Origin of the sequence: Vreelandella andesensis, assembly GCF_003989795.1 — a bacterium.
Lineage (GTDB): Bacteria > Pseudomonadota > Gammaproteobacteria > Pseudomonadales > Halomonadaceae > Vreelandella > Vreelandella andesensis.
Genome location: NZ_RZHG01000026.1, coordinates 63457 through 75104, shown reverse-complemented (window position 1 = coordinate 75104; position 11648 = coordinate 63457). Strand labels below are relative to the sequence as shown.

At 54.4% G+C, this 11648-nt stretch carries 13 protein-coding genes and 1 pseudogene; 5 read left to right on the top strand and 9 right to left on the bottom strand.

Features of this window, described 5'->3' with window-relative positions; genetic code table 11:
* Nucleotides 1-252, top strand: a pseudogene (locus ELY33_RS17895) (choline-sulfatase); the annotation flags it as partial.
* Between the two features lies 1 nt (nucleotide 253).
* Here ELY33_RS17895 and ELY33_RS14230 read toward each other — a convergent pair.
* Complete coding sequence (locus ELY33_RS14230; protein WP_126948571.1) at nucleotides 254-478, bottom strand: amphi-Trp domain-containing protein; 225 nt, start codon at nucleotides 476-478, stop codon at nucleotides 254-256.
* Between the two features lie 461 nt (nucleotides 479-939).
* Here ELY33_RS14230 and trxC point away from each other — a divergent pair, with 461 nt between their 5' ends.
* The 3 genes from trxC (at nucleotide 940) to ELY33_RS17995 (ending at nucleotide 3240) form a co-directional block, all read left to right on the top strand.
* A complete protein-coding gene (trxC, locus tag ELY33_RS14225) occupies nucleotides 940-1386 on the top strand; it encodes a thioredoxin TrxC (RefSeq protein WP_126948570.1) in 447 nt (148 codons plus the stop codon).
* 97 nt (nucleotides 1387-1483) lie between these two features.
* Complete coding sequence (locus ELY33_RS14220; protein WP_126948569.1) at nucleotides 1484-2179, top strand: VIT1/CCC1 transporter family protein; 696 nt, start codon at nucleotides 1484-1486, stop codon at nucleotides 2177-2179.
* Nucleotides 2180-2367: 188 nt separating this feature from the next.
* On the top strand, nucleotides 2368-3240 hold the full coding sequence (locus ELY33_RS17995; protein ID WP_208644255.1) for a VOC family protein: 873 nt from the start codon (nucleotides 2368-2370) through the stop codon (nucleotides 3238-3240).
* A gap of 117 nt (nucleotides 3241-3357) precedes the next feature.
* On the opposite strand, the gene ELY33_RS14200 is transcribed toward ELY33_RS17995, so the two are convergent.
* From ELY33_RS14200 to ELY33_RS14180, 5 genes are all read right to left on the bottom strand, one after another.
* Entirely contained in the window at nucleotides 3358-4053 is a 696-nt protein-coding gene (locus ELY33_RS14200; protein WP_126948568.1) for a 4Fe-4S dicluster domain-containing protein, read from the bottom strand.
* Between the two features lie 20 nt (nucleotides 4054-4073).
* Nucleotides 4074-4496: an OsmC family protein gene (locus ELY33_RS14195; RefSeq protein WP_126948567.1), complete on the bottom strand. Its 423-nt coding sequence runs from the start codon at nucleotides 4494-4496 to the stop codon at nucleotides 4074-4076.
* Between the two features lie 35 nt (nucleotides 4497-4531).
* On the bottom strand, nucleotides 4532-5344 hold the full coding sequence (locus ELY33_RS14190) for a class II glutamine amidotransferase (RefSeq protein WP_126948566.1): 813 nt from the start codon (nucleotides 5342-5344) through the stop codon (nucleotides 4532-4534).
* Nucleotides 5345-5443: 99 nt separating this feature from the next.
* Nucleotides 5444-7228: a PHA/PHB synthase family protein gene (locus ELY33_RS14185; protein WP_126948565.1), complete on the bottom strand. Its 1785-nt coding sequence runs from the start codon at nucleotides 7226-7228 to the stop codon at nucleotides 5444-5446.
* Nucleotides 7229-7356: 128 nt separating this feature from the next.
* The gene (locus ELY33_RS14180; protein ID WP_126948564.1) at nucleotides 7357-7593 is read right to left on the bottom strand and encodes a hypothetical protein; all 237 of its coding nucleotides are present in this window, start codon (nucleotides 7591-7593) and stop codon (nucleotides 7357-7359) included.
* A 149-nt stretch (nucleotides 7594-7742) separates the two neighbouring features.
* On the opposite strand from ELY33_RS14180, the gene ELY33_RS14175 reads away from it, so the two are divergent.
* The gene (locus tag ELY33_RS14175; RefSeq protein WP_126948563.1) at nucleotides 7743-8477 is read left to right on the top strand and encodes a Crp/Fnr family transcriptional regulator; all 735 of its coding nucleotides are present in this window, start codon (nucleotides 7743-7745) and stop codon (nucleotides 8475-8477) included.
* A 57-nt stretch (nucleotides 8478-8534) separates the two neighbouring features.
* Here the strand turns inward: ELY33_RS14175 and ELY33_RS14170 are convergent, their stop codons facing one another.
* The 3 genes from ELY33_RS14170 to ELY33_RS14160 are packed head-to-tail and all read right to left on the bottom strand — an operon-like array spanning nucleotide 8535 to nucleotide 11648.
* Complete coding sequence (locus tag ELY33_RS14170; protein WP_126948562.1) at nucleotides 8535-9380, bottom strand: F0F1 ATP synthase subunit gamma; 846 nt, start codon at nucleotides 9378-9380, stop codon at nucleotides 8535-8537.
* Between the two features lie 23 nt (nucleotides 9381-9403).
* Nucleotides 9404-10921 carry a F0F1 ATP synthase subunit alpha gene (locus ELY33_RS14165; protein WP_126948561.1) on the bottom strand — a complete coding sequence of 506 codons (1518 nt, stop codon included), beginning with the start codon at nucleotides 10919-10921 and terminating at the stop codon, nucleotides 9404-9406.
* Nucleotides 10911-11648 carry an ATP synthase F0 subunit B gene (locus tag ELY33_RS14160; protein WP_126948560.1) on the bottom strand — a complete coding sequence of 246 codons (738 nt, stop codon included), beginning with the start codon at nucleotides 11646-11648 and terminating at the stop codon, nucleotides 10911-10913. Before ELY33_RS14160 ends, ELY33_RS14165 begins: the two co-directional genes overlap by 11 nt.

Here is an 11648-nt window from a genome sequence, read left to right as displayed (position 1 = left end):
TGGGAGCGAGATCGCCAGATCACCGAGAGTTGGCTGGCATGGTCTGAAGAGGAGAGCCGGGGGGCAAGTGATCGCCCTTTTTTCAGCTTTCTCTTCTACGAGGCTGTGCACGGGTACAGTCATCCAGCTGAGGTTCAGCGTTTTACGCCTTACTGGGAGAGCATTAACTATTTGGCCTTGGGTCCCGACTTCGACCCTGAGCCTTATTGGAATCGCTATCGGACTGCGGCACGCTACGTTCAGATTATCTGATTTATTCCTTTTGCCATTTGATCTGAAATTCAATCTCCTCTTCATCATCGGACCGTTCGTGTTCGATGGTGAATTCAGCTCGCACAGGAACATAGATGCGCTCGCCTGCAATCTGAATATCAAAACGTTCCCCATTTTCGATAGCATCCGCCAGACGCCGTAGTTTTGCCACGAAATCGGCTTTCGGGTAGTTTTTCTCTACATCTCGTTCTTCTTTGGATCTCATGTGTCTCTCCTCGGTGACGTCGGTACCAACAGCGCGCTGCGGCGCAAGCGGACTCAAATCCAGTCTAGCAGGTCAGCGATACTTTGTACCCGGCGTCATGGCCTATACTCTTTATCTTTATCTGATCCTGATGGTCGCTACCGTACAGATATAATGAAGCGCAAAGTCCCAAATTAACTTTCAGATGTTCAACTGAGGGTTGGATATGGCCATGATGAGAGCGGTGGTATTCGTCGAAAGTGGGCGAGTATTCATTCGCCGAGGGCTTTTCGATCGGCCACGAGCCTCGGGCATCATAAAAAGCTTGGCAGCGACGTCGTTGGCTATAATGAAGCTCACCAAGCTGCGGCGTGGACCCATCGATCTAGGCACTCGGTAATCAGGGCAGGGTGCCTTTGAGTCCGCATCGCGTTGTTGTAGGTGGCGATTACGCCACATTGAAAAGAAGAAGGAGTACTGTCATGCAGCTAGTCTGTCCATCCTGCGGCACCACCAATCGAGTGCCTGTTGAACGTTTGCACGATAGGCCAGTGTGCGGGCGATGCGCAACTGCGCTGATGGCCGCTGAACCTGTGGCCCTGAGTGATGCCGCGTTGCCTAAGTTCATCTCTGGCACAGAACTGCCTGTGCTGGTCGATTTCTGGGCCGCCTGGTGTGGACCATGCAAAGCGATGGCGCCGCATTTCGACGCCGCAGCGCGCCAGTTGCCGGAGGTACGCTTCGCCAAGGTTGACAGCGACGCCGCACCGGGGGCCAGCGCGCTCTATAATATCCGCAGCATTCCCACGCTAATCCTGTTTGATGGTGGCACCGAGGTGGCGCGCCTTACAGGCGCAGTGACGGCGGCACAACTGACGGAGTGGATTCAGCAACATCAAAAGAAATCACGGTATCGGGACGCTGTATGAGCGCAAGGGTTGCAAACAGCGGGAACGCAATAGTTAAGCAGGATGACCACGCATATTCCGTGCGTCAACGTAACAAGGCTTGCAACAGGATAGGACTATGGCCCGACTGCACACTGAACGGCACTACATAAAAACTATCGGCTGGCTGCGTGCTGCCGTGCTGGGCGCCAACGATGGCATCGTATCCACCGCCAGTCTGATCATCGGCGTTGCCGCTGCCAATGCCTCACAAAGCTCGGTACTCGTTGCCGGTATCGCTGGTTTGGTGGCCGGTGCGATGTCCATGGCCGCTGGTGAGTATGTGTCCGTTAGTTCCCAGTCAGACACAGAACTGGCTGACATTCAGCGTGAAAAGCAGGAGCTGGCAACAGATCCTACACACGAAACTGCCGAGCTAGCCAGCATCTATCGTCAACGTGGGCTGGATGCCGATCTTGCGCAACAAGTCGCCCAACAGTTAATGGCCAACGATGCACTTGGCGCCCACACCCGCGACGAACTTGGTATTTCTGACATGACCCGCGCCAAGCCCCTGCAAGCGGCACTAGCTTCCGCAGCGGCCTTCACGGTCGGTGCTGCTCTACCGTTGCTGAGCGCGTGGCTTGCAGTTGAGCAATACGTGACGCTGACAGTCGCTTGTACCTCACTGGTGTTCCTGCTGTTACTTGGAGGCCTAGCGGCCCGGTCCGGAGGAGCCAGTATAGGTAAAGGCATGATCCGTGTGACCTTTTGGGGAGCGCTGGCAATGGCCGTTACCGCCATTGTAGGCTCCTTGTTTGGTGTGGTCGCATGAAGATCGCCAGGGTAAAACGTCTCGAGTGTGCATTCGCGATGACTCAACCAAAATTTCTGAAAGTACGGCACGGTCTTCAACTATGACACGGTTTTCAACTATGACACGGTTTTCAACACAGTGGCGCTGGGAACAAAGTTGCGCGATGTACTAAAGCACACCGGCTGATACTGCAATGAGGAACGACCATGACCCGAATTCTGTTTTTGTGTGTCTCCAACTCAGCACGCAGCCAAATGGCCGAGGGATTGGCGAGGCAACGACTGGACGCAGGAGTCGAAGTGATGAGTGCCGGCTCCCAGCCATCGCACGTTAACCCGCATGCCATCGCGGCTATGGCGGAAACCGGCATCGATATCAGTCAGCAACAGAGCAAATCGGTGGACACCATTGACCCAGCGACCATCGACATGGTGGTCACCCTGTGCGCCGAAGAAGTCTGCCCGATTCTGCCGGGTAAAGTGAAACGCCTGCACTGGCCAATCAGCGATCCCGCCATTGGCACAAGCGAACTGAGCAGTGAAGAAAATCTGGCGCAATTCCGCACCGCCCGGGATCAGATCAACGCCCGCATTGCCGTGCTGGCAGGCCTGCTCGACATACCACCAAGCCCGCCGGCAGAAGAATTTCACGGCAGTATCCGGGTCAACAATCTGCCGGACAGCGTGCGCTTTTACGCGTGGTTGCTGAACACTTGGCCGAAGGAGTGGACCCATCGCTATGCGACCTTTATTCGTAGCGACATGAACCTCAATTTTGTTCTGGTGGTTTCAGACGACAAGGCGTTGCACCACGACACCCTCTACCATCTGGGCATCGGTGTAGCCGACCGGGACGCGGTGATTGAGGCCTATCATCAAGCGGTTGCCTTTGGTGCACCCATTGAAAAGCCGCCGCGCACCACCTGGAAGGGCACGCCACTGCACGAGCTATGGCTGACAGATCCCGATGGTACGCTGATCGAAGTCTACGCTCGCCTGACCGACGACGAGCTGGCTAGCAAGCCGGCAGACGAGCAGCCTGAATTCCTGGTGCCTGAGACCGACGAGGCCGAGATCTGATATGTGAACTCCTGGCCATATCCAGCCGGCATCCGGCTCGATTGACGTCATCACTGACGGCCTTGTCTTCACATGCAAGTGGCTCTAGCGCTGCGCGAATTTGGCCCTGCGAACTTTTTATATGCCGACGTCGACGTTAATCTGTGCCGGAAAGTGGTGGACATGCGCTAGTCTATCGACGGGCTGGCACTGTTGGTGCAGGAGGCGATGGAGCTCGATCCCTTGGAGCCGACGATGTTTGTGTTCTGCAACCACACCATCGACCGGCACATCCGGACCGGAGCGCATGGTGAAATCGCCCAAGGGCCCGCGTGCCTGCAAGTGGTCGCCGACGTTCATGTCGTTAAAGGCCCAGGTCGTAAAGCGGCCACCCTCGATGCGCCAAATATGCAGATCGATACTGCCATCGGAGTGGGGGGAATTGGCAATCGCAGAAACGCTCAAAGTAATGATGCGATCAGGATGCGGAATGGTGAGCGGCGATTCGAGCATATCGCGGCGGGTCAGCAAGTCGTCTTCCACGGCATGACGCACGTCCGCCCGCGCTTCGAGCGCCAACACGGAGTCAATCGACGGAAAGGCAATGGCATGCGACGGACAGGTGTTGGCGCAAGTTGTGCAGCCGACCATGCAATTGAGCGGATCAACCACTACCGGCTTTTTGCGCTCGAAATCATAGCGGTAAACCAGACGACTGCAGCCCGTAACACAGGTACCGCAGCCGATACAGGCATCCTCGATGATGGTCGGGTTCCAGTGGATGTCTTCGCGTGGCACGCCGTGCCAGGGTTTGGTGAATTTTGGATCGGGCATGACAGCTTCCTCTCGACGTATCAGTTGGCGCGCTTTAGTACACCGCGCAGCTGTGTTCCCGGCGCCACTGTGTTGAAAACCGTGCTGTACTTCTTCACGTTGTCGTGCAGTAGTTCGAGCCGGTGGTCGTTTTCGTCCGTGTCGACGACGATTTCATAGTCTATGGACTCCATTTTCGGTGGCACATCCTGACGCACGCCGTGCAGGCGAACCTCCACTCCCCGAAGTTTGAACTTCAAGATAGGGGTCACTCGTTCGATGCCTTTGATCATGCAGGCGGCTAGCGCCGCCATTAGTAGTTCCGCCGGATTGAAGGCATCCAGTCGGCCTGCCAGGTCTGTGTCCAGAGTGATATCTGCATTTTTGCAACGCGCCAGACTGCCGTGGGCATCAACGCGCACTGCGCTGACGGAAAAGATCATCTTGGTTGTCGTTTCACTCATGACATACCCCTGAATAAAAAGTGGTGGCTACATGTTCACAACTGCAAGCTTGCAACGACTTCGCCCTCGCGTATTGCAAGAACTTCACCCTCCTGCAGCGGTGCCCAGACTTCCTGGGTAAGTGGTACGCTGGCCAATAAGATCACGCGCTGCGCCGTTATCATTTCTGCCGACTCACTGTCTCGCACCAGCAGCGCTTCTTTGCCCGCAGGACAGTCCAGACGATAAAGCGCTGGCGCAGTGACTTGGCCCGTCAGGGGTTGCCGCCTACGGTCGGCGTGAGCAAACAGCACATCACCATCGGCATAAAGAAAACTGGCGGGACCCAGTACCCGCAACGCCAAGGCTACTTCAGCCACTGTATCCAGTCTGGCTTGCAAGGTTGGCAAGGCACCACGGGCGTGGGCCAGTTTTCTGATCTGATCCAGTAGCAGGCAAAAGGCCAACTCCGAGTCCGATTCCCCCACCGGCTGAAACAGCCCGCTAGTGCCTGGCGAAGATGTCGCCAGAGGCTTTAGATTGCCGTTGTGGGTAAATACATGCATGCGCCCATTGAGTTCACGCAAGAACGGACCGGTGTTCGCTAGCGTCAGGATGCCCTGAGTGGCATGGCGTATATACCCGAGGGATAACGTCGTTGCTGGGCCGTTTGCTTCCAGCCAGGGGACTAATGGGCAGGTGTTAGCTGGTGTTGTATCTCGGTACAGAGCAACGTCGTACCCTTGATAAAACGCCAGACCCCAGCCATCACGATTGCGGCTCTCACCACCCGCGTGGGCGGCCAGGGCTGTCAGAGAGGACGTTAGTCTGGCCGGGTGTCGGCAGGACATGGCCAGTAATTCGCACATCAGCAAACCTCCGTGTCGATCTTCATTCGATCACACCGAACAGTTAACCCGCGCCGGCAGTAACGGCCATCACGTAGACGAAAGTGGTTATAAAAGTGGTTATATTTGCTTCACATAGGTGCCAGGCGCATCGCAGAGCACGGCATATTGGCCAGAGCGAGCGCCCATGTGGGGAGGCGCTATAGGGTCACTCGAATGTTGTTCCAGCCAGTTCGTGAACGAAGGCCACCAAGACCCTTCCTGGGAGGCAGTTTCAGCACACCAGTCAGCAGGAGAGCGGTAAGAGGCGTCAGCAGGGGTGTCGGCAATGCGAAAATGTCGGTGTTGGTGACCAGGTTCCGACACAATGCCTGCATTGTGTCCGCCACTGGTCAGTACGAAGGTCACATCCACATCAACAAACAGGTGGAGCTTGTAGACTGATTGCCAGGGGGCGACATGATCATCCTCAGTGCCAACGGCAAAGATAGGGGCACGAATGTCGGTGACCGCGATAGCTTTGTTGCCCACTTGATAGCGCCCATCGGCCAAGTCATTATTTAGAAAAAGCCGGCGTAGATATTCTGAATGCATTCGGTAGGGCATTCGCGTCGCGTCAGCATTCCATGTCATTAGGTCGAAGGAGTGGCCCTCCACGCCAAGCAAATAACGGTCAATGGCAGGTGCCCAGATCAAATCTTTAGCCCGCAATAAGGCAAATGCACCTGCCATCTGATCCGAAGACAAATACCCCGTCTGCGACATCATGTCTTCAATCATCGTGACCTGGGAGTCGTTGATAAACAAACGTAACGGTCCCGCCTCGGTGAAATCAATTTGAGCAGCGAGAAGGGAGACCGTTGCGCAACGGTCATCGCCGTCGCGCGCCATGGCGGCTGCAGCGATGGCCAGCAGTGTACCGCCCAGACAGTAACCCACGGCATGAATTTTTGGCGCTTGGGTAATCGCCTGGATAGCATCAATAGCCTCCATTACGCCAAGCTGTCGATACTCGTCCATGCCTAGGTCGCGATCCTCAGCGCTAGGATTCTTCCAAGAGACGATAAACACGGTGAAACCCTGACCCACCAGAAACTGAACAAGTGAGTTTGTAGGTGATAAATCAAGAATGTAGTACTTCATGATCCAGGCAGGCACGATAAGAATGGGTTCGGGACGAACACGCTCGGTGCTGGGCGTATATTGTATCAACTCAATTAAATGGTTACGGAATACGACCTTGCCGGGCGTTATGGCCAGATTACGCCCAACTTCAAAGGGCTGTGGGCCCGCGGGCTTCGATGGGCTGACTTTGTGGAAGAGGTCATCGGCAAGATTCTTAGCGCCACGAACAAAATTCTGACCCTGTTCAGCCTGTGCTGCGGCAATAACGTTGGGGTTGGTGAAGGGGAAATTAGAGGGCGCCGATGTATCAACCAAAAGGCCGGTCACAAATGCCATGAGATCCTCATGCGCCGGGGCAACGCCATGGACGCCGGTCATGGCTTCTTGCCACCATTGCCAGTGTTGACGATGCGCCTGCGACCAGAGATTAAACGGATACTGCTGCCAGCCATTACTGACAAAGCGCTTGTCCACCGGCTTATCGCTAGCGCACGTTGTTTCAATGCCGGAAATTGACTGTAACCAAAGCGCCTGTGCATGGCGCATCGCCGATTCCATCAGTTGCCATTGCTTACCGGGCGAAGCGGCCATATGCACAGCCCAGTCTAACCAGGCTTCTCCCAGTACCGAGGGAGCAAGGCCTCCCGTCGTTTTAGCAACGACGCTGTGGGTGAATTGATCCATAGTTTTGTAGAACGAAGGTAGGCTGGCCTTCTCACCAGTAGGGTTGGTGTCTGAAGCTAACTCATCGGTACAGGTGGTTGCCGGACGCTTTAACATTGTTCCCCCTTTTAGGATGGCGTAAATAGTCCATCCGTTTCCTGATAAGAGTTTAATGCCTGCATGAAACTGCGATGCTGATCAATGTTAGTTACGTCTTTAAAATACTATTTTTTATACCGCGCCCCTTATGGTCGCCGAACCGAGTTACCGCCACTGATGATGCCGTTGATCAAGGCTGCCACCGCCAAGTGCGCACTAGGTTCGGAATCAAGACCGGCCGCATGCTCATGTGCGTTGGCAGCGTCTTGTAGAATGCCAACAATTGCGCTTTGCGATAAAAGTTTCTGATCATTCATGGCAAGCAAAAGTGATTCGCAAATCGATAATGCGGCCATTCCTTGGTAGTCATTTAGTGTTGGCATGTTGGCCTCTCTTTGAAAAGAGATGAGAAACGATGATGGATCACCGTCGCGTTTACGAATATCAGCAGAGTTACATAAAGCCCGCTATGCTGAGCTAACATGAAGCAGTCTGTAATGAGATTTTGTTCATAGCTAAATGGGAAGAAAATTTGACGGCGATTGAAGATACGCCTCTAGCAAGAAAGCTAGGGGCATTCGTGGCTTTATCGAGGTCAGATCTGTCTCTTCTATCGGGGTTGCACAGGCGCCGCAAGACGTTAGTCGCGGGTAGGGATTTGGTGCATCAGGGGCAATCAGACCAAATAGCCTACATTCTGGCGTCGGGCTGGGTCTGCTCCTATAAAATTTTGTCTGATGGGTCACGCCAAATTGTCGATTTCCAAATTCCTGGAGATTTTCTGGGTCTTCGCAGTGCATTACTGCATACGTCTGATCACGGCATTGAATCGGTTACTAATATTGAAGTGTCTGAAATACTAGTGAAAGATCTGCTGGATGTGTTTGCTCAGAACCTGCGTTTGGCGACGGCTGTTCTATGGGCGGCGTCTCGCGACGAGGCAATGGTGGTCGAGCACTTGGTGAATATCGGGCGACGAAGTGCGGTTGAGCGCATGGCGCATTTTCTGCTGGAGTTAGGCTCTCGGCTAACGCTGGTGGGTATGGGGGATAAAAGTGGCTACACCTGCCCATTAACGCAATACCACCTGGCCGATGCGTTAGGCCTGACGGCAGTACACGTGAACCGTGTGCTTAGGCAGCTGCGAGAAAACGGGCTGCTAACGTTTCGTAATGGCGTGGTTACCTTCGATAATTATCAAGAACTTGCCACGCTGGTCAATTTTGATCCAACCTATCTGGATCAAACGGGGCCGCTGCTTAAGTAACTAACCAAGCGCTACGTCGACACATTTATTGCTGCGTATATTGCTGCGAAGTGGCTTTCAATGGCAATTAACAGTGGCGAAGCCTGTCCCCAGTTCGATAATTTCTGCGGTAATGGTTTCCTGCCTAACACGGCGTAATGTGGCTTGAAACACCTCTAACTCTTGCTCAATCTGATTTCCCGCTGCTGACATGGCGGCCATGCGTGCTTCGTTTTCTGCGCTAAAGGCATGAAGCGCCGCTTTACACACCATGGCATGAAAATAATCCGTGCTCAGATCGCTGATCAACGTCTCGATGGGGAGTTGTATTAGGAAGCGGTGATCAGTTCCCGGCGGGAAAACTGAGGAGTCAATGGGAAGAATAGTCTGCCGAATGACTGCGCTGCGTCCAGCCGTCCAGGTAGTGAAGATAACATCCAGGCCATCAATCTTGCCCTGTGCCATTTCACGGTAGATTGCCTTGGTGATGTCATCCGCCAGCTTGGGTATACCCAGTGTCCGCGCGGGCATCGCATGGCTCCAGCAGGCCACTAGCCCACGGGCCGCCGCAATAGAGTACCCGCGTGTGCCGATAATAAATAAGGGCGGAGCATGGTCTGCCTTGGCGATACTATCCAGCACCCGCTCGCTGAACGCCCCAGCAAACCCCTGTTCAGCACAGAACACCAGCAAGCCCCGTTTGCATGAAGAGGGTTTTGCTGTTTTTTCGACTGGACTAGCAGTGGTGCTGATGGCGCTGGAAATCGCTGTGGCAATCGTGGCGGCATAGCTATCGACGGCCTTCATTTGTGTTCGTGCAACCTGAGCACGTGAGGCCGCGATGCCTTTCATCGCATTCATTACTGCTCCTAGCTGGCGGATGCCTTCTATCCGGGCACTAATATCGGCTAGTCGTTCCGTCATCGCGTCTTAGCACCTGTTATTTATTATGTAGGGTTGAGTAGTAAAGATTTAGTAAAGCGAGTTATCGCTTCGAGTAGCGTGTCGCGTGCAGCACTATTCACGTCGCCCGTGTCATTAATAAGGCGTAAAACTTCTGGGGCATCCTGATCTAATACGCTGGCCAAACCCGCGCAAAACGGCGCTATGACGTTTTGCGGTAATGGGTCTAAAAGCCCGGATTGTACGGCTAGCGTGAGTGCAATTTCATCCGCTAAACGATACGGCACATGCTGGGGTTGGCGTAGAATGGCTCTAATTCGTGCTCCACGGGTTAATTGTTCGCGCACTCGGCCATCGGGCATGCCTCCAAAGCGGGTAAAAACCTCTAGTTCTAAAAATTGCGCATAGTCGAGGCGCAAAGTACTGGCTGCCTCGCGCAGTGGTTTAGCTTGTGTTTTTCCACCCACACGACTGACGCTTAGCCCCGCATCCACCGCCGGTTTTTGACCCTGATGAAATAAGTCCGCGCTGAGTACAATTTGTCCATCGGTGATGGAAATCAAATTGGTTGGTATAAAGGCCGAAAGGTTGCCTGCATCCGTCTCGGCAATCGGTAGTGCAGTCAACGAACCGCCCCCGTGTGCTTTTGACAGCTTGGCGGCCCGTTCCAGTAACCTTGCATGTATATAAAACACATCGCCCGGATACGCTTCGCGCCCAGGCGCTTGTCGCGTAAGCAGGGCGATTTCGCGGTGAGTGGCCGCATGTTTAGAAAGATCGTCAATAACGATCAGCGCATGCTGCCCCTTGTCGCGAAAATACTCAGCCATCGTGACCCCGGCATAGGGCGCAATCCACTGCAGTCCTGGAGAGCTGGCCGACCCCGCCACCAAAACGATGCAGCGCGTAAAGTCTCCCTGAGTTTGCAGTGCATCAATCACCCGGCGAACGCTGGAGGTCTTTTGTCCTACCGCGACATACACGCAAATCATATCACTCGACTTCTGAGCAATCAGAGCATCGGTAGCCAGCGTGGTTTTGCCGGTAGCGTGGTCACCCACAATTAACTCGCGTTGGCCTCGGCCTAGGGCAAATAGCGTGTCTACGACCAAAATGCCGGTCTGAACAGGTTCGGTTACAAGATCGCGCTCAATAATCGACGGTGCTGGGCGTTCTATAGGCAAGTAAGTCGCTGCCTCTATCGACCCCTTGCCATCTAAAGGGCGGCCCAGCGGGTCAATCACTCTACCTAATAGTGTTTCGCCCACCGGCACGCTGATGACGTCTCCCGTGCTGAATACGGCATCTCCTGCGTTAACATCGGTGGCTGAATCTAACAAAACGCAGCCAATCAAGTCTGGGTCAAGAACCCGAGCAAACCCGAGTTGACCCCCTTCGAACCTGAGTACCTCATCAAGGCGAACATCGCGTAGCCCAGAAATCATCGCCACGCCGTCGCTAATTTCCTCAACTCGCCCCTTACGCTCAGTTTGTGTGCCGATAGGTGTGGAGCGAATCACACGCTGCGAGGCTTGAAGCCAATCTTGCGGGCTATTCGGCATGATTAAGTGCCTTAGCGATCGTTGCAAGATCCGACTGCCAGCTGTTGTGAAGCGCGAAGTGTGGGGTTCTTATCTCAAGGCCTGCAATTAGTTCGGGGTTGGAAAGAAAGGTCAGCGCTGGTGAACTGCCAAGTGCTTGACTGAGCGCTTGCGACAGCGATGCCTTTTCCTGGTCGTTAAGATCTAATGTGCCGACCAATTCTATGCCCTGGTTTGCCGCCCGTAATGACTCTCGATCCTCTGCGGAAAGCGCTCCTATCGCTTCAACCAGCAAGCCTACAAAGGCACTTTGAACAACAGCGGTGTCCAGGCGGCTGAGTAATTTCTGCGCAATGTTGACGGCGAGCAGAGTCGCCTGTTCCGTGAGTTCAGCGCGCAGCGCGTCGGCCGTTCGAGTGCTTTCAAGCTGGGCGGTATCAATGAGTGTCTGGGCTTGTTTTTGAGCATTAACCAGCGCTAGGTTGGCAGCACTTTCCGCTTTTTGCGCAGCGTCGGTCAGCATAGTTTCGCGCTCGGCTGCGATGCCTTCACGGGCAGTCGTCACTTCCGCAAGAATGGCATCGGCGTTGGTCTTGGCCGTTTGAGCATCGTTTAGTAGACGGCTCACCGTGTCCTGACGTTTCTTAATCGCGGCGGCGACCGGCCGCCAAAAAAACCGTGACAGCAGCCAGATCAGAATGGTGACGTTAACGGCTTGTAACCCCAGGCTCCAGAAATCAATGCTCAT